This is a genomic window from Pseudomonas sp. MM213, assembly GCF_020423045.1.
GTDB lineage: Bacteria > Pseudomonadota > Gammaproteobacteria > Pseudomonadales > Pseudomonadaceae > Aquipseudomonas > Aquipseudomonas migulae.
On the sequence record NZ_CP081943.1, the window covers coordinates 4,543,480 to 4,562,107 of the forward strand.

Annotated in this window: 13 protein-coding genes and 1 pseudogene; 8 read left to right on the plus strand and 6 right to left on the minus strand. The window is 59.4% G+C overall.

Annotation, left to right across the window (positions count from 1 at the left end; genetic code table 11):
* The first annotated feature begins 8 nt into the window (after positions 1-8).
* A complete protein-coding gene (locus tag K5R88_RS20785) occupies positions 9-680 on the plus strand; it encodes a GNAT family N-acetyltransferase (RefSeq protein ID WP_008030727.1) in 672 nt (223 codons plus the stop codon).
* 112 nt (positions 681-792) lie between these two features.
* Here the strand turns inward: K5R88_RS20785 and K5R88_RS20790 are convergent, their stop codons facing one another.
* On the minus strand, positions 793-1,692 hold the full coding sequence (locus K5R88_RS20790) for a homocysteine S-methyltransferase family protein (RefSeq protein WP_226298281.1): 900 nt from the start codon (positions 1,690-1,692) through the stop codon (positions 793-795).
* A 110-nt stretch (positions 1,693-1,802) separates the two neighbouring features.
* Between K5R88_RS20790 and K5R88_RS20795 the strand changes: the two genes are divergently transcribed.
* The 3 genes from K5R88_RS20795 to K5R88_RS20805 all read left to right on the plus strand — a co-directional run bounded on the left by K5R88_RS20795 (position 1,803) and on the right by K5R88_RS20805 (position 6,169).
* Positions 1,803-2,624, plus strand: coding sequence for an ABC transporter substrate-binding protein (locus K5R88_RS20795; RefSeq protein ID WP_008038142.1), 822 nt, complete (start codon positions 1,803-1,805; stop codon positions 2,622-2,624).
* A complete protein-coding gene (locus K5R88_RS20800) occupies positions 2,621-3,457 on the plus strand; it encodes an amino acid ABC transporter permease (RefSeq protein ID WP_008030736.1) in 837 nt (278 codons plus the stop codon). The genes K5R88_RS20795 and K5R88_RS20800 overlap by 4 nt, the downstream gene beginning before the upstream one ends.
* A gap of 378 nt (positions 3,458-3,835) precedes the next feature.
* Entirely contained in the window at positions 3,836-6,169 is a 2,334-nt protein-coding gene (locus tag K5R88_RS20805) for an autotransporter outer membrane beta-barrel domain-containing protein (RefSeq protein ID WP_226298282.1), read from the plus strand.
* Between the two features lie 77 nt (positions 6,170-6,246).
* Here K5R88_RS20805 and oadA read toward each other — a convergent pair whose 3' ends face one another.
* Both oadA and K5R88_RS20815 read right to left on the minus strand, forming a co-directional pair.
* On the minus strand, positions 6,247-8,055 hold the full coding sequence (oadA, locus tag K5R88_RS20810; protein WP_008038148.1) for a sodium-extruding oxaloacetate decarboxylase subunit alpha: 1,809 nt from the start codon (positions 8,053-8,055) through the stop codon (positions 6,247-6,249).
* An 11-nt stretch (positions 8,056-8,066) separates the two neighbouring features.
* Positions 8,067-9,482, minus strand: coding sequence for an acetyl-CoA carboxylase biotin carboxylase subunit (locus K5R88_RS20815; protein WP_008030739.1), 1,416 nt, complete (start codon positions 9,480-9,482; stop codon positions 8,067-8,069).
* A gap of 190 nt (positions 9,483-9,672) precedes the next feature.
* Between K5R88_RS20815 and K5R88_RS20820 the strand changes: the two genes are divergently transcribed.
* On the plus strand, positions 9,673-10,635 hold the full coding sequence (locus K5R88_RS20820) for a LysR family transcriptional regulator (RefSeq protein WP_008038154.1): 963 nt from the start codon (positions 9,673-9,675) through the stop codon (positions 10,633-10,635).
* Here the strand turns inward: K5R88_RS20820 and K5R88_RS20825 are convergent.
* Entirely contained in the window at positions 10,577-10,786 is a 210-nt protein-coding gene (locus tag K5R88_RS20825) for a PA3496 family putative envelope integrity protein (RefSeq protein ID WP_008030742.1), read from the minus strand. The genes K5R88_RS20820 and K5R88_RS20825 overlap by 59 nt on opposite strands.
* Before the next feature lie 188 nt (positions 10,787-10,974).
* Positions 10,975-11,841 carry a transcriptional regulator HexR gene (gene hexR / locus K5R88_RS20830; RefSeq protein ID WP_008027445.1) on the minus strand — a complete coding sequence of 289 codons (867 nt, stop codon included), beginning with the start codon at positions 11,839-11,841 and terminating at the stop codon, positions 10,975-10,977.
* Between the two features lie 352 nt (positions 11,842-12,193).
* Between hexR and K5R88_RS20835 the strand changes: the two genes are divergently transcribed.
* Complete coding sequence (locus tag K5R88_RS20835; protein ID WP_008038170.1) at positions 12,194-12,508, plus strand: hypothetical protein; 315 nt, start codon at positions 12,194-12,196, stop codon at positions 12,506-12,508.
* Between the two features lie 59 nt (positions 12,509-12,567).
* Here K5R88_RS20835 and K5R88_RS20840 read toward each other — a convergent pair whose 3' ends face one another.
* Positions 12,568-15,435 carry an EAL domain-containing protein gene (locus tag K5R88_RS20840; protein WP_008038172.1) on the minus strand — a complete coding sequence of 956 codons (2,868 nt, stop codon included), beginning with the start codon at positions 15,433-15,435 and terminating at the stop codon, positions 12,568-12,570.
* Positions 15,436-15,693: 258 nt separating this feature from the next.
* Between K5R88_RS20840 and uvrD the strand changes: the two genes are divergently transcribed.
* Positions 15,694-17,877, plus strand: coding sequence for a DNA helicase II (gene uvrD, locus K5R88_RS20845; RefSeq protein ID WP_008027451.1), 2,184 nt, complete (start codon positions 15,694-15,696; stop codon positions 17,875-17,877).
* Between the two features lie 156 nt (positions 17,878-18,033).
* Positions 18,034-18,475: pseudogene (locus tag K5R88_RS20850) on the plus strand (EamA family transporter).
* Positions 18,476-18,628: the final 153 nt, after the last annotated feature.

Below are 18,628 nucleotides of genomic sequence, written 5' to 3' on the forward strand. Positions count from 1 at the left end.
AGAACGACATGACGACTTCACTCGCAGACTGGAAAGGCGTCCCGGCGCCAACGGTGCAAACCATCGAAGGGCGCTTCATCCGCCTGGAAAAACTCGACCCGGCGCGCCATGGCGACGGTTTGTTCAAAGCCCTGCAAGGCCCGGGCGCCGACCCGAAACTCTGGGATTATTTGCCTTACGGTCCTTTCCCGGAGCGCAGCGTTTTCAACGACTGGCTGAACAATCACGCGGCCAACAGCGACCCGTATTTCTTCAGCGTGATCGACCGTGCCAGCGGCGATGTGCAAGGCATTCTCAGCTTGATGTCGATCGTTCCGTCTCAGGGCCGTATTGAAATCGGCCACGTCACCTTCGGTGCACCGATGCAGCGTTCGCCGAAAAGTACCGAGGCTGTGTATCTGCTGGCCAAAGAGTCGTTCGCGCTGGGCTATCGGCGTCTGGAGTGGAAATGCAACAACGGCAACGCGCGTTCCAAGTACGCGGCGGAGCGGTTGGGGTTCAGTTTTGAAGGGGTGTTCCGCCAGCACATGGTGGTGAAGGGACAGAACCGGGATACGGCCTGGTATTCGATTCTGGATTCGGAATGGCCGGTGGTTGGGGCGGGGTTTGAGCGGTGGTTGAGTGATGAGAATCAGACGGGGTCGGGGCAGGTGAAAACTCTGGCTGAGTGTCGCGGGTAAATAAGCGGCGCCCCGACGGACGCCTTCGCGGGCAAGCCTCGCTCCTACAGGTTTTGCGCAAATTTGAACGCTCCAACAAACCTGTAGGAGCGAGGCTTGCCCGCGAATGGCATCACGCCAATTTCTGGGCCAACACCGCAATATGCTCCGGCCCAATCCCGCAGCACCCACCCAAATGGCTGGCACCGCGCTCTTTCCAGTCCGCCGCCCAATGCAGGTAGCCCGGCGGGTCCAGATCGTCGCGCAACGGGTCCAGACCATCATTGGCTGTCGCCTCTTTCGGTTGCGGCGGGAAGGCATTGGCGTACGCGCCGATGTGAATCTTCACCCCCAGACGCTCGAACGTTGCCCGCGCCGCATCAATCGCCGCACCGATCACTTCCGGCTGGCTGCAGTTGAACAGCAACGTCTCGACGCCCAGCTGCGCAGCCACCGCAGCGGCTTCGGCCACAGGTTCGCCGGAACGCAAGCGCGGGACTTCGTCCGTGTCCTCATCCTTCAGGGTAAACGACAGCCAGAACGGCTTGCCGTCCTTCGGCAGACCGGCGTGAATCGCTCGCGCTTCCACGATGGAGCTTTGGGTTTCGGCCAGCCACAGGTCGACATGCGGGGCCAGCCCCTCGACCAGCGGCGCGAGCAATTCCGTCACCCGAGTCGCGTCGAACAAATCCGGCCGATAGGAACCGAACAAAGGCGGCAATGAACCCGCCACACGCACCGGTTTGCCCGCAGCGTCCACCGCACGCCTGGCCAACTCCCCGGCCAGCGCCGCGAGGGCTCGACCCTCAGCCGCAAAACGTTCCTCACCAATGTGAAAAGGCACCACCGCGTAGCTGTTGCTGGTGATCACGTTCGCGCCGCTTTCGATATAAGCCGCATGCACCGCCTCGACGGCCTGCGGCGCTTCGCTCAAGGCCAGCGCCGACCATTCCGGCTGTCTGAACGGCGCACCGCGGCGCTGCAACTCACGACCCATGCCGCCATCCAGAATCACTGTGCTTGCTGCGCTCATATGCTTTTCACTCATATGCTTATGAAAATAACTCACTATCAGAGTCGTTCTTATAACTATTTAATACGCACCATCCGGTTAATAACAACCATTTTTTTTAGGGCTCGACTGTGAAACTTCAACCACTACTGGCCCTGGGCCTGACGATTCTGGCTGCCTCCACCCAAGCCTTCGGCGGCGCCACGCTGGACCGCATCGAGCAAAAGAAAGAACTGGTCGGCGTGCTGATGGAAAGCTATCCGCCCTTCTCGTTCCTCAATGACCAGAACCAGCTCGACGGCTTCGACGTTGATGTGGCCAAAGCCGTGGCCAATAAACTCGGGGTCAAACTGCGCCTCGAAACACCGTCCTGGGACGTGATCGCCGCTGGCCGCTGGAGCGGGCGCTACGACATTTGCATCTGCTCCATGACTCCGAGCAAGGCCCGCGCCGAAGTCTTTGATTTCCCGGTCGAGTACTACGCCTCGCCGGCGGTGATCGTGGTCAACGCCAAGGACGACAGCATCCACAGCGCCAAGGACCTGAGCGGCAAGAAAGTCGGCCTCACCAGTGCTTCCAGCTACGAAAGCTACCTGAACAAAAACCTGGTGATCGAAGGCGCCGAAGACACGCAGTTGCAGTACCCGTTTGAAAACGTGCAGATCGCCCCGTACGACACCGACAACGTGGCGTTCCAGGACCTGGGGCTGGGCGCTGGCGTGCGACTGGATGCGGTCCTCACCAACCTGGTCACCGCGCAGCCACGCCTGACCGAAGACAAACGCTTCAAGCTTGCCGGCGAACCGCTGTACTCGGAGCCGAACTCGGTGGCCATCGAAAAAGGCGATGCTCAGTGGGACGCCAAGGTGCGTGACGTCTTCGCGCAACTGAAACAGGACGGCACCCTGAGCAAACTCTCGCAAAAATGGATCGGCGCCGACATCAGCAAATGACTTCCTTTCCCAACCCACCTCAGCCGCCACAACCAGTGGCTGAGTCCCGGCTGCAACGGATCTTCGGTTTTCGCACGCGGTTGTACCTGACCTGGGCGGCAATGCTGGGTCTGTTCGCCAGTTTCTTCCTGAGCTTCGACCTGAAGTTCTCGATCATCCTCGACAAACTGCCCAACCTGATCGGCCTGCACCTGGCGCCGAACGGCTTTCTGCAAGGCGCAGCGCTGACCCTGTTTTTGTGCCTGTGCTCAATCGTCGCGTCGTCGCTGCTGGGCTTCATCACCGCCCTCGCACGGCTGTCGAAAAGCGCCGTGGCCTTCGGCATAGCAAGTTTCTACGCTTCGTTCTTTCGCGGCACTCCGCTGCTGATCCAGATCCTGCTGATCTACCTCGGCCTGCCGCAACTCGGCATCGTGCCGGGCGCCGTCGTCGCCGGCATCATCGCCCTGTCGCTGAACTACGGCGCCTACCTCAGCGAAATTTTCCGCGCCGGCATCCTCGGCGTCCCCCACGGCCAGCGTGAAGCCTCGCTGGCACTGGGCATGCGCGAAACCGTGATCTTCTGGCGCGTCACCCTGCCGCAAGCCATGCGCACCATCATCCCGCCGACCACCAATCAATTCATCTCGATGCTCAAAGACTCGTCACTGATCTCGGTGATGGGTGTTTGGGAGGTGATGTTTCTGGCGCAGTCGTATGGGCGCTCGAGCTATCGCTACATCGAGATGCTGACGACGGCGGCGGTGATTTACTGGGTGATGTCGATTGGGCTGGAGCTGATTCAGGCGCGGATGGAGCGGCATTATGGGAAGGCGTATTTGAGTCGAAGCTAGGAAAGGATTGCAGCTTTCGAACCTGCGCAACCCTTGTAGGAGCTGGCTTGCTGGCGATGGCGATCTCAAGGACGCCATCGCCGGCAAGTCGGCTCCTACAAGTATCTCCAGAGCAATACATCGAGGGCGTCACAGCCTTTGGCTCAACGCGATGAGCTGTGGGTAGACGAGTTTCCAGGCAGTAACAAACAGACCAGTCCTGAAATGCTGTAGGCAAAAACGCTCGCTCATGAAGGCCACTGCGCGATTAGACTTCAGGGCTAAATTTTAGCTACAACCGAATGTCCAAGACCCTGCAAAAATGCCGGAAACGCCCGGCATTCAAGGCCAGGGCCTGCCTCCTAAAGTTCGACCTTCTGAAAAACGAGGTCGTACTCAATGCCCAAGCCTTACCCTCATCGCCCGCACCGAATCGCGTTGGCGGTCGCCCTCACACTCGGCAGCATCGAGTTGTCCACGGCTCAGCAAGCAGAGCTCGATACCGTCATCGAAGCCCCCGCCAAGAAGGCTCGTGCAACGCCTTGGCCTAAAAGAGATGACCTTCTGGCGATCAAAAACTTCATTGGCCCTATGTCGCATGCCGCCAACGCCGCTGCGCCTGAGCCGATAGAATCGTCCATTCCGGTGGTATCCGCACCACCGGCTCCAGAACCTGTGGATCTTTACGCAGACCTCTATGAGTTTCCCGAAACTCCCAACGATTCACGCTTACCAAACCTGCCCGAAAAAGTCGCAGAGCGCATCGCCGCCGAACCGGTCACCAATGACCTGTTAGCGACCGGGAAATTGGTCCCTGCGATGGAACAGCATGATCAGGTCCAAGAGACACCTGACACACCTTCCGAACCGGTAAACGACGACGTCCCGCTCACGTTCGAGGACTTTGCAAAAGCCGACACAACCAAGCGCACTACTGCTTCAGGGCGATACGCAAGCATCGACGGCGTCTCACTGGCGCTAGGGGACGCAAATGACCTGTTGATAATCAACAAGGGCGCCAGCTTTTCAGGGGAAATACAGGGCGGCGACGGGGTGAACGGCATACTCCTGGACTCTTCCGAAGGCGGCGTACTCGGCCAGACCCGTAACTTCCTTGGATTGCGAGTTGCCCGAGGTGCCTGGTCCTTGACCGGCAAAGGTGACTTTGATGTAGGAGCAGAAGTGTTGAACGGTGCGAAGCTGTTCAACATGGGCAGTATCGCGGGTGATGTCGACGTTCTCGAGGGTGGCACCTACGGTGGGCACGGTGAAGTTCGCGACTTGTTCGTAGGGGGCACGTTAATGGTCACTGAGGCGCTGGGGGCGCCACACGTCAAAGGAGACCTGATCCTTACGCGAAACGCCACACTGTCGTACGCAGTAACCGCTGCCGGTCAAATGCCAACCCTTGTGGTCGACGGTGTTGCGGACCTTTGGAACGCCTCTCTGAATGTCGCTGCACTGCCGGGCAGCTATTCAACCAGCAACGTATACACCCTGCTCCGAGCCAGCAAAGTGGGCGGTGAATTCGATCGTGTCACCAGTAATCTGGCGTACCTGACTCCAAAACTATTCCAGTCCGAAACCGAGGTGATGCTGCAATACGCTCGCAATGAAGTGCCACTGGATGACTTCGCCCTCGACGACAACAGTGAAAACTTTGCCCTGAGTGTTGTGGAGCCTGCCGCCTCGGCAAATGCCGCCATTACTGCCCTGCTCGGTTCGACCGTGGATACTGCGGCCAATGCCCTCGATCAACTCTCTGGTTACAGCACCGCCAATCTGGCCAAGACAACGCTGAACAGCGACGCTCCGGTGAGCGCCAGCATGCTTTCGGCCATGCGTCAGTTGGATAACGCCTATAGCAAACCCGGCAGGCGAAGCAGCTCACCTCGCCTGGCTGCCGGTAGCGAAAACGAAGGCAGAGTCTGGCTGCAAGCACTGGGGCACGGTGGAAAAGTGGATCGTGATTTTGACGCTCTGCAACATTCCACCAAGGGTCTGGTAATGGGCGCTGATTGGAGAGTTGATGAGGAATGGCGCCTGGGTGTGATCGGCGGCAAATCCGACACTCGCCTGGATAGCCGCACACTCGATGGTCGCCTCGATAGCTGGCATTTGGGGGTCTATGCACTGCGCCAGAATGGACCGATGTCGCTTCGTATGGGGCTCTCCCATAGCAGCCACGATGGCAGCACCAAACGTCGAGTAGCCTTCAACGGATTCAGCGACAACCCCAAAGGTCAGTACGACGCCAATACGCAGCAAGCCTTTGCGGAAGTGGGTTACAACGTGGGTCGCGACGTCTATACCATCGAGCCGTTCGCCAGCCTCGGCTATCAACGCTATCAACGCGACGGCTATACGGAAAAAGGTGGGGACGCGACCCTGAAAGTCTTGGGACAAACGCAGAACAACGTCAACAGTACCTTCGGCCTGCGCGTGGCGAAGCTCAACACGCTGAACAACGGAATCAAGTTGACCCCACATCTGAGCGCTGGCTGGAAACACACCTACGGAGAGGTCTTAAGCCACACCCGGCAAAAACTGGCGACCGGAGGCAGGCGTTTCACCGTGGAAGGTGCGTCGCTGGATCGTAACAGCGTGATGCTCAATGCCGGGATCGACCTGTCTCTTTCGGCGCGGCATACGCTGGGCGTTGGCGTCACCGGAGAGATCGGCACCGACAGCCGAAATCATGGTGTCACGGGTCAATGGCGAATGACCTTCTAATCCCCATAAATCCCGGGCGAAAAAAAAGGGGAGCACATGCCCCCCGAGGTTTAAAGCGTTGTATCGAGGCTGTTAACTCAGCCTTCGATCTCGATCAGGATTTCACCCGGGTTGACCCGGTCGCCCTTGGCCACGTGGATGGCGGTGACTTTGCCGGCGATGGCTGCCTGCACTTCGGTTTCCATCTTCATCGCTTCGGTGATCAGCACGGCCTGGCCGGCTTTCACAACGTCGCCTTCCTTGACCAGCACGTCGACGATGTTGCCCGGCATGGTGGTGCTGACGTGGCCCGGTGCCGTGGCTTGTTTGCGCTTGCTGCTGCCGCCGCTGACGAATTCGTTGAGTGGTTCGAACACCACTTCTTCCGGCATGCCGTCGATGGACAGGTAGAAGTGACGCTTGCCTTCAGCCTTGACGCCGACACCGGTGATGTCGACGCGGTAGGTTTCGCCGTGGACGTCGATGACGAACTCGGTCGGCACACCTTCGCCGCCGGCAGAGGCTACGCCGCCCGCTTCCGGAATCGGCAACAGCACTTCTGGAGTGAGGGTGCCGGCAGCGCGTTCCTCGAGGAATTTGCGGCCGATGTCCGGGAACATCGCGTAGGTCAGCACGTCTTCTTCAGACTTGGCCACGGCGCCGATCTCGGCACGCAGCTTGGTCATTTCCGGCTTGAGCAGGTCAGCCGGACGAACGTCGATCACTTCTTCGCTGCCGATGGCCTGGCGGCGCAGTTTTTCGTTTACGGTGCCTGGCGCCTTGCCGTAGCCGCCTTGCAGGTAGAGCTTCACTTCGTTGGTGATGGTTTTGTAGCGCTCACCAGCCAGCACGTTGAAGAACGCCTGGGTGCCAACGATCTGCGAGGTCGGGGTTACCAGCGGCGGGAAACCGAGGTCTTCACGAACGCGCGGGATTTCGGCCAGCACTTCGCTCATGCGGTTCAGCGCGCCCTGCTCTTTGAGCTGGTTGGCCAGGTTGGAGATCATGCCGCCGGGTACCTGGTTGACTTGCACGCGGGTGTCGACGGCGGTGAATTCGCTTTCGAACTGGTGGTACTTCTTGCGCACGGCGTAGAAGTACAGGCCGATCTCTTGCAGCAATTCCAGGTTCAGGCCAGTGTCGAATTCGCTGCCTTTAAGGGCGGCGACCATCGACTCGGTGCCAGGGTGGCTGGTGCCCCAGGCGAAGCTGGAGATCGCGGTGTCGATGTGGTCGGCACCGTTTTCGATGGCCTTCATCTGGCACATCGCAGCCAGGCCAGCGGTGTCGTGCGAGTGAATGAACACTGGCAGCGACTGCTCGGCTTTCAGTGCCTTGACCAGTTCGCCTGTGGCATATGGGGTCAGCAGGCCGGCCATGTCCTTGATTGCCACCGAATCGCAACCCATGGCTTCCATTTGCTTGGCCTGGTTCACGAATGCCTCGATGGTGTGCACCGGGCTGGTGGTGTAGGCGATGGTGCCCTGGGCGTGTTTGCCGGCGGCTTTCACCGCTTCGATGGCCACGCGCAGGTTACGCACGTCGTTCATGGCGTCGAAGATACGGAACACGTCGATGCCGTTGACCGCCGCCTTGGCGACGAAGGCCTTGACCACGTCGTCGCTGTAATGACGGTAGCCCAGCAGGTTCTGGCCACGCAGCAGCATTTGCAAACGGGTGTTAGGCAACGCCGCGCGCAATTGGCGCAGACGCTCCCACGGGTCTTCTTTGAGGAAGCGTACGCAGGCGTCGAACGTCGCGCCGCCCCAGCACTCCAGCGACCAGTAGCCGACTTTGTCGAGCTTGTCGCAGATCGGCAGCATGTCTTCGGTGCGCATGCGGGTGGCGAGCAGCGATTGGTGGGCGTCGCGCAGGATTGTGTCGGTAACGTGGATTTGCTTGCTCATTGTTCTATTCCTCACAGGCCTGCGTGGGCGGCGATGGCGGCGGCGATGGCCAGGGCCAGCTCTTCGGGTTTGCGCTTGATCGAGTAATTGGTCAGTTCAGGGTGGCTTTCAACGAAGCTGGTATTGAACTGGCCGCTACGGAATTCCGGGTTACGCAGGATTTCCTGGTAGTACGCGGCGGTGGTCTTGACCCCTTGCAGACGCATGTCGTCGAGGGCGCGCAAGCCACGGTCCATCGCCTCTTCCCAGGTCAGCGCCCACACCACCAGTTTCAGACACATGGAGTCGTAGAACGGCGGAATGGTGTAGCCGGTGTAGATCGCCGTATCGGTACGCACGCCAGGACCGCCGGGTGCGTAGTAACGGGTGATCTTGCCGAAGCTCGGCAGGAAGTTGTTTTTCGGGTCTTCGGCGTTGATCCGGAATTGCAGCGCGAAACCGCGGTGCTGGATGTCTTCCTGTTTCACCGAAAGCGGCAGGCCGGACGCGATGCGGATCTGCTCACGCACGATGTCGATGCCGGTGATTTCTTCGGTGATGGTGTGTTCCACCTGCACCCGGGTGTTCATCTCCATGAAGTACACCTCGCCCTCGGCGAGCAGGAACTCCACGGTGCCGGCGTTCTCGTAACCCACTGCCTTGGCTGCGCGCACCGACAGGTCGCCGATGTAGGCGCGCTGTTCCGGGGTCAGTTGCGGGCTCGGAGCGATTTCGATGAGCTTCTGGTTGCGGCGCTGGATCGAGCAGTCACGCTCGAACAGGTGCACCACATTGCCAAAGCTGTCGCCGAGGATCTGCGCTTCGATGTGTTTCGGGTTGACGATGCATTTTTCCAGGAACACTTCCGCCGAACCAAAGGCCTTGGTGGCTTCGGAAATGACCCGAGGGAATGCTTGTTCAAGTTCTTCTCGGCTGTCGCAGCGACGGATACCACGGCCACCACCACCAGAAGTCGCCTTGAGCATCACCGGATATCCGATGCGGTCGCCTTCGACCAAGGCTTCGGCGATGTCCGCGACGTTGCCCTCGGTACCCGGGGTGACGGGCACGCCAGCCTTGATCATGCTGCGACGGGCTTCAGTCTTGTCGCCCATGCGGCGAATCACTTCAGCCGATGGACCGATGAACTTGATGCCGCGTTCTGCGCAGATATCTGCCAGCTCAGCGTTTTCCGAGAGGAAACCGTAGCCGGGATGCAACGCATCACAACCGGTTTCTACCGCCAGATTCACCAGCTTGCGCGCATTCAGGTAACCGGCCAGTGGCTCGGCACCGATGCTGTGGGCTTCATCCGCACGCTTCACATGCAAGGCATGGCGGTCGGCGTCGGAATAGATCGCAACCGAGCGAATGCCCATCTCGGCGCAGGCTCGCACGATTCGTACGGCAATCTCACCACGGTTGGCGATCAGGATCTTTGTTATCACTTGGAGTTTCCCTTGAGCCGGTGGTACCCACGACCTGCTAGACCAGGTCGACGCGTGACCAAATGTTTCAATTCAGTCGCAGGCCCACACTAGCCCCCGCAAGGGATTAACAAAAATGATTAATTATTGGGTCAGGCATAAGTAAAGACTTATAGTTGATGCATCAGCCTGCGGCAGGAGCTTTCAGATAATGCGTAAGTCATTGATGCGTATGACATTGCGTCAATTGCAGATCTTCAATGAGGTCTGTGATTTACGGTCTTACAGCCGTGCGGCGGACGAAATGTCGCTCACACAACCTGCCGTGAGCCTGCAGATTCGTCAACTTGAGGAGCTGATTGGTCAGCCTTTGTTCGATTACGTCGGCAAAAAACTCTACATGACCGAAGCGGCTGAAGCGCTTCAGCGGGCCAGCCGGGATATTTTCGGGCGCCTGGAAAACCTCGACATGCAACTGTCGGACATGCAGGGATCACTGCAGGGGCAACTGAAGCTGGCGGTGGAATCCAGCGCCAAGTATTTCGTGCCGCACCTGTTTGCCGCGTTCAAGCGCCAGCATCCGGAAGTGAACCTGCAACTGACAGTGGTCAACCGTGGGCAAGTGATCCGCCGTCTCTCCGACAACCGCGACGACCTGGTGATCATGTCCATGGTGCCGCAGGACATGGGGCTGGAGTTCCTGCCGTTCCTCAACAATCCGATCGTGGCCGTGGCGCCGCCGGATCATCCGCTGTGCCATATGGGACCGTTGCGCTTGCAGGACCTCGAACCCTACACGCTGCTATTGCGCGAGCCCGGCTCGGGTACGCGACTGGCGTGCGAAGAGTATTTCAAAGAGAAGCGCGTGCATTTCAACCAGACCCAAGAGGTCGCATCGGCCGAAGCCCAGCGTGAATGTGTGCTGGCGGGTCTGGGCGTCGCGCTGTTGACGCGCCACGCCCTGAACCTGGAGTTGGCGACCGGCGGACTGATCGAGTTACCGGTCGAAGAACTGCCACTGTTTCGCAGCTGGTGCCTGGTGCAGGCCAAGGCCAAACGGCTGTCGCCGGTGGCCCACGCATTCCTTGCGTTTATCCGCAGCGAACGGGTGCAGATCAGCGCCCTGGTTGAGCGTTTCGACGGGAAGTTGCGGGAGCTGCCTGCCAGTAGTTGAGTTCCAGCTCGGGAAAATCACCGATCTCGGCCAGCAACTGGCGGCGTTCGCAGCGATCTTCGATAGCGCGGCGGAATTCCATGCGGCGCTGGTCTTCTTGCTGACGACGGGTTTTGACGGCGCTGTTGCGTTCTTCGTAGGGCTGGGCCATTTCGAGTCTCCCAAGGCGATTACGGGAGTTACAGGATGGGCGCGAGGGATGACGGTTTGGCGGCTTGTGCGTTACAGGCAGATGAAAGTTGTCATGTTTGAGGACGCCTTCGCGGGCAAGCCTCGCTCCTACGGGTATGCGCTGTCTGTAGGAGCGAGGCTTGCCCGCGAAGACGCCCCCAAGACGAATCAGTCGTCCAGGGCTTTCACCGACTTGGGCGACAACCGCAAACTGCGCAGGCTGCGCTTGACGCTCTTGAGGTGGTTGACCAGGCTCGGCCCGCGCGCCATGGCCACGCCCATCGCCAACACGTCGATCACCACCAAATGAGCGATGCGCGAGGTCAGCGGTGTATAGATTTCGGTGTCTTCGTGCACGTCGATGGCCAAGTTGACGGTCGACAGCTCGGCCAACGGTGTCTGGCTCGGACACAAGGTGATAAGCGAGGCACCGCTTTCACGCACCAGATTCGCGGTAATCAACAGATCCTTGGAACGCCCGGACTGGGAAATGCAGATCGCCACGTCAGTCGGCTTCAAGGTGACCGCCGACATCGCCTGCATGTGCGGGTCGGAATACGCGGCTGCCGTCAGCAGCAAACGGAAGAATTTGTGCTGGGCATCCGCCGCCACCGCGCCTGATGCGCCAAAGCCATAAAACTCGACACGCTGGGCCTGGGACATCAGCGATACCGCTCGCTGCAACTCCACCGGGTCGAGCTTCTCGCGAACCTCCATCAGGGTGTGCAGTGTGGTGTCGAAAATCTTCAGGCTGTAGTCGGCGACCGAATCGTCTTCATGGATCGCGAACTGGCCGAAGCTCGCACCGGCCGCCAGGCTTTGCGCCAGTTTCAGTTTCAGATCCTGAAACCCGGAACAACCGATGGCGCGGCAGAACCGCACGATGGTCGGCTCGCTGATGCCCACGCTGTGGGCCAGGTCGGCCATGGAGCTGTGCATCACCGCCGCCGGGTCAAGCAGCACGTGGTCGGCGACCTTGAGCTCCGACTTGCGTAACAGGTGGCGTGACTGGGCGATGTGTTGCAGCAGATTCAAGGGGCTGGACTCTTTGTTATTGGCAGGCGCCGGGGATGTAGCAAGCTTGTAGTTATACTACATGAATTGGCTTTTTGCCTGCTCAATGCGCAACCGAATCCCTCGTTTTCAGGCGTGCGCGCTTCATGTAGCACTCATTATCAGAGCCGCAGCGCAACCGAAGCACACCCTTAGGCTAACAACCCTCCCTGATCGACTCACTCAAAGCAGCAGGGTCTTAGTTGCTACAAGTGCAAAAAACAAAACACTCAAACTTACAAATGCAAATAACAACCCTCTTCCAAAAACAACTTCACCTAGTTACCTTGATCGTGCAGGAAGCAATCAAACTTAATTAAAGGAGTTACACACTATGAGCATTAAAACCAAAGACTGGACCGCACAAATTGACCGTATGCCTGGCGCAGCTTCTTTCCGCGCTTTCGGCACCGTAACCGTTGCACACACAGGCATTACCCCCAAGCTGGTAATGACCGATCTTCAGGATAAATCCTTTGATCTGCGACTGGAGTTGATTCTTGAAAACTCCAACGAAATTTCGCTGCAAGTTGAAACAGACAAAGTTGTCGAATATAAAGCACTGGGGGACTCTAATGTTTCCGGCGTGAGCATCTTTTATAAAGGTGAAAAAATTCACCACATCGATAAAGTTCTGATTACAAACTAAGCCTATAAACACCTTCCCGTCATTTTAGTGGCGGGAAGGTGTGATTGTGCGACACACCTTCAGTAGGCGGATTGCGCTCGCAGAAGGTCCGCCAACCCACCCGCTTCTATCGGGCGACTGATCAAATACCCCTGCACTTCATCGCAGCGCTCAGCCTGCAAAAACTCGAGCTGCTCCGACCGCTCCACGCCTTCAGCCACCACCTTCAACGACAACCCGTGGGCCATCGCAATGATCGCCCGGGTGATCGCCGCATCCACGCTCCCCTCCCCCAGGCCGCGAATGAATGCCTGATCGATCTTCACGTAATCCACCGGGATGCGCTTGAGGTAGCTCAGGGACGAATAGCCGGTGCCGAAATCGTCGATGGCCAGCTTCACCCCAAGATCACGCAGCTGCTGGAACGTCGCGATGATGTGCTCAACGCTGTCCAGCAACTGGCTTTCGGTAAGCTCCAGTTCGAGGTAGTGCGGCGCCAGCCCGGTTTCTTCCAATACCTGACGCACCAGACTGACCAGCTTGCCCTGGCGCAATTGATGCACCGACAAATTGACCGATACCCGAATCGGTTCCAGCCCCTGACGCTGCCATTCGCAGGCTTGCCAGCACGCCTGTCGCAACACGAACTCGCCGATCGGGCCGATCAGCCCGGTTTCCTCGGCCAGGCCGATGAAGTCCGACGGCGGCACGCGGCCCATGGTCGGGTGATCCCAGCGCACCAATGCCTCGGCGGCATTCAGCCGGCCTGTGGCGAGGCAAAGCTTGGGTTGGTAAAACACTTTCAGTTGTTTTTCTTCGATGGCTTTACGCAGCTGGTTTTCCAGCTGCAAGCGCTCAAGCGTGCTGGCTTGCAGACTGTCGGTGTAGAACTGGAAATTGTTGCCGCCCAAGTGTTTGGCGTGTTGCATGGCCATGTTCGACTGACTCACCAGCGCGGAGATTTCCCGTGCGTTGTCCGGCAGCATGCTGATGCCCATGGACGCGCTGACCACCAGCTCATGCCCCTCGACGGTCACCGGCAAACGCAGCTTGGCCGACAGGCGAGTCGCCACCCGCGCCAGGCTCGAAAGGTTGCCGTAAGCGTCGAACAGCACGGCGAACTCATCGCCGGACAATCGGGCGATGGTGTCTGCTTCCGGCAGTGCGTTGACCAGCCGCCGGGCCATTTTCTGCAACAGCTGATCGGCGATTTCATGGCCAAGGCTGTCGTTGAGCAACTTGAAGCGATCAAGATTGATGTGCAACAACGCCAGACTGCGCCCGCCCTGGCGCACGCGCTGATGGGCTTCACGCAACCTTTCGCGGAACAACGAACGGTTGGCCAGGCCAGTCAGTTCATCGTAGTGAGTCAGGTAGCGCATGCGCTCTTCGGATTCGCGCCGCGCCGAGAGATCGGCGAAGAAGCCGACGATATGGCTGACATTTCCCCGCGTATCGCGCACGGCGTTCAATTGCAGCCATTGCGGATACAACTCGCCGTTCTTGCGCGTTTCCACCAGCTCGCCCTGCCAACTGCCGTGTTGCTCCAGCGCCTGATGAATCGCCCCGTAGTGGCGACGGGCATCGCGACTGCACGGCAGCTCCACGACGTTGCGCCCGAGCATGTCGTCGATGTCGTAGCCCGTTAAGCGGCTGAACGCCTGGTTTACCGCAATAAGTGCGTAATTCGGATCGAAAATCATGATGCCTTCGCTGGCGGCCTCGAACACCGTCGCCGCCAGTTGCTGCTGGGCTTCCAGCATCTTGCTGGCACTGATGTCGCGGCGGGTGCCGACCATGCGGATCACCCGACCGCCGTCACTGCGCTCCACCGCTCGACCGCGGTCCTCGATCCAGACCCAATGACCATCGCCATGGCGCACGCGGTATTCGATCTGATAGTCCTCGCTGCGGCCCTTCAGGTGCTCGACCAGTGCGCGCCTCAGCGACGGCAAGTCCTCGGGATGCAGGCGCGGCTTGAGGTGACGCAACATGGCCGTCACGAATTCCGGCTCCAGGCCGAACAACTCCTGAATATGGGTGTGATGGACTTCGTCGGTTTGCAGGTTCCAGTCCCACAGCCCCAGTTCACTGGCCTTCAACGCCAGCGCCAGGCGCGCCTCGCTTTTGCTCAGGGCCTGGTTGGCAGCATCCAGCTCCAGGCTGCGCTGGGCGACGCGGCTTTCCAGCCCAATCTGAATTTCTCGCAACTCGTCTTCGGCACGACGGCGCTGATCGATTTCTTTGGCAAGATCATGGTTCAGCTGGTCGCTGCGGCTCTGGGCCTGCTGCAAGTGCTCGATCAATGCCTGATTCTGGAAGCGGCGCAACAACCCGCGATCAATCAGCCGATTGACCTGCCAGGCGACCACGCTCAACGCTCCCAGCAAAATCAGGCCGAACCAGCCCCAGCCCTGCTCCTGCTCGTCACCGCCCCAGAACAGGTAGGCGATGGCCGGTAACAGGCACGGCAAGGTGAAGGACAGGAAGGCTGGCAGGCTGACGGCATAAGCGACGCTGGCCGAGAGGGCTGCCGCGCCGATCAGGCCGAACACCCAGGCTTGCTGGATGAAATTGTCGGCGGGCACCAGGGCAATGCCGGCGCCGGCCAGGGTCAGGCCGGTCATGGCCGAACCGAGCAAAAACATGCGACGCCAGACCGGATGGGCCTGGCGATTGGGAATGGCCGAATCGAAAGCGGCGACCTGAATCACCCGCAGCGCCACCAGCGACAACAGCCACACCAGCCAGACGCTGACCAGGAAGTAGCGCTGCGGACTCCAGAGCAATCCCGCACACACCAGGCCATTGATCAGCATGAACAGCGTCGGCAGCAGCGAGCCTTGATAAAGCAGGCGCGTGCGCTCGACCGCCATTTCCATGGCGTACTGTTTGCGGATAACCCGGGGCTCCACAGTGGGGCCCGACAGGTCGGAGCTGAGGGTCATAGGCAATGTTCTTGTTCTTATAATGATGAGCATGAGCCCGAAACGTGGACGGAGCATACACAAGCCAATGCCCTTACCAAACTGCTCCAGATCATAATTTCTGCAAAAGTCCGGAGCCCTTTTACCCCCTGAAAACGCTGGAAGCGAGCCCCACCAACGCCTGCAGCCAGTGACCGACCGGTCGTCCTTCGCGTATCTTTCATCGGCTAAAGCAAAGCGGGGTTTGCCCGGTGTGGCGCCGCCCCCTAGAATGCCCCGATGCGCGATGATCTCTCCCTTCTGCTGAACTCCCTCAACGATGCCCAACGCCAGGCCGTAGCTGCCTCCGTGGGTCGTCAGTTGGTCCTGGCCGGTGCTGGTTCCGGTAAAACCCGAGTGCTGGTGCACCGTATCGCCTGGTTGATCCAGGTCGAAAACGCCTCGCCCCACTCAATCCTGTCGGTGACCTTCACCAACAAGGCCGCTGCCGAGATGCGTCATCGCATCGAGCAGTTGATGGGTATTAACCCGGCCGGCATGTGGGTCGGCACTTTCCACGGCCTGGCGCACCGCTTGCTGCGGGCGCACTGGCAGGAAGCCGGCCTGAGCCAGACCTTCCAGATTCTCGACAGCGACGACCAGCAACGCCTGGTCAAACGCGTTATTCGCGAATTGGGGCTGGACGAGCAACGCTGGCCAGCCCGTCAGGCGCAGTGGTTCATCAACGGGCAGAAAGACGAAGGTCTGCGTCCGCAACACATTCAAGCCAGCGGCGACCTGTTCCTGGCCACCATGCGCAGCATTTATGAGGCCTACGAGGCCGCGTGCCTGCGCGCTGGCGTGATCGATTTCTCCGAATTGCTGCTGCGCGCCCTCGACTTGTGGCGCGATCACCCGGGTTTGCTGGCGCACTATCAGAAGCGCTTCCGGCACATCCTGGTGGACGAGTTCCAGGACACCAACGCCGTGCAGTACGCCTGGCTGCGACTGTTGGCCAAGGGCGGCGACAGCCTGATGGTGGTGGGCGACGACGATCAGTCGATCTACGGCTGGCGCGGCGCGAAAATCGAGAACATCTATCAGTACTCCGACGATTTCCCGGACGCCGAGACCATTCGTCTGGAGCAGAACTACCGCTCCACCGCCGGCATCCTCAAGGCAGCCAACGCCCTGATCGCCAACAACACCGGGCGCATGGGCAAGGAGCTGTGGACCGACGGCGGCGAAGGCGAAGCGATCAATCTGTACGCGGCGTTCAACGAACACGATGAAGCACGCTACGTGGTGGAAACCATCGAAAGCGCGCTGAAAACCGGCTTGGCTCGCAGCGATATTGCGATTTTGTACCGCTCCAACGCCCAATCCCGCGTTTTGGAAGAAGCCTTGCTGCGCGAGCGTATCCCGTACCGCATCTATGGCGGTCAGCGCTTCTTCGAGCGGGCTGAAATCAAGAACGCCATGGCTTACCTGCGTTTGCTGGAAGGTCGTGGCAACGATGCAGCGCTGGAGCGGGTGATCAACGTTCCGGCGCGCGGCATCGGCGAGAAAACCGTTGAAGCGATTCGCGACCATGCGCGCCACAGTGATGTGTCGATGTGGGAAGCCATGCGCTTGCTGGTTGCCAATAAAGGCCTGACCGGTCGCGCAGCGGGTGCGCTTGGCGCGTTTATCGAGCTGATCGAGAACCTCGCCGCCAAGTGCATGGAAATGCCGCTGCACCTGATGACCCAGACCGTCATCGAGCAGTCCGGTCTGATTGCCTATCACGAAGCGGAAAAAGGCGAAAAAGGCCAGGCTCGGGTAGAAAACCTTGAGGAACTGGTCAGCGCCGCACGCAACTTCGAAAACGCTGAAGAAGACGAAGACCTGACCCCACTGGCGGCGTTCCTCGGTCACGCGTCGCTGGAGGCTGGCGATACTCAGGCCGATGAGCACGAAGACAGCATTCAGCTGATGACGTTGCACAGCGCCAAAGGCCTGGAATTCCCTTACGTGTTCCTGGTGGGCATGGAAGAAGGCCTGTTCCCGCACAAGATGAGCCTGGAAGAGCCGGGTCGTCTTGAGGAAGAACGTCGTTTGGCCTACGTCGGCATTACCCGGGCGATGCAGAACCTGGTGATGACCTATGCTGAAACCCGACGCCTGTATGGCAGCGAAACCTACAACAAGGTCTCGCGTTTCGTACGTGAAGTGCCGAAAGGCCTGATTCAGGAAGTGCGCCTGTCCAACAGTGTCAGCCGCCCGTTTGGCGGCGGCCAGCAGCAGAGTTCCAGCAGCCTGTTTGGCGGCAGCGAGATTCCCGACACCGGGTTCAGCCTCGGTCAGACCGTACGGCATTCGGTGTTTGGCGATGGCGTGATCCTGAACTTCGAAGGTGCCGGCGCGCAGGCCCGGGTGCAGGTGAACTTCAGCGAAGGCAGCAAGTGGCTGATGTTGGGCTACGCCAAACTGGAAGCGATCTAAGGGTTATCGGCTTTTCTGTAGGAGCGAGCCTGCTCGCGATTGAGGGCGCCGCGGTTTATCCGGAAAACCGTGGTGCGGCTATCGCGAGGGGGCTCGCTCCCACAGGGGTTTGTGGTTAATCCACTTCGGCAGGTTGATCTTATAAAGGCGCGAACCATGGGCTCAGGTTTCTTTTCTTCCTGGACATTCTGGGCCCTGAATGTCGGCAGCTTTTGCCGCCATGACCGCGATCTTTGCCAAAATCGGCATCGAAAACGTCAACTCCGACTTCGCCACGTTGCTGCGCACCGTGGTGGTGTTGGTCAGCCTGGCCTTGATTTTGTACGCAACGGGCCAATATCAGTCATTAGGATCGATCTCGGCCAGGAGCTACTTGTTCCTGCTGCTGTCGGGACTGGCCACCGGCGCCTCGTGGATCTGCTACTTCCGCGCATTGAAACTGGGGCCGGCCTCGCTGGTCGCTCCGGTGGACAAACTCAGTGTGGTGCTGGTGGCGGTGCTCGGCGTGATCTTGCTGGGTGAAAAACTCGACCTGCGCCAATGGGGCGGAATCGGCCTGATCACGGCCGGTGTGGTCATGCTTGCGCTACGACGCTAGGCCCCTTCCTACAGAACCTATCCACTCGTCCTACGGACCGAAGTTAACAGGCCTTATTGCCCTGACTGAAGCTGAACACGACCTGTCAGGCAAAAGCCCGAAACACTCTGCCGCTAGCCAGTAACACTTCAGCTGTGCAACATGGCGCGCGTG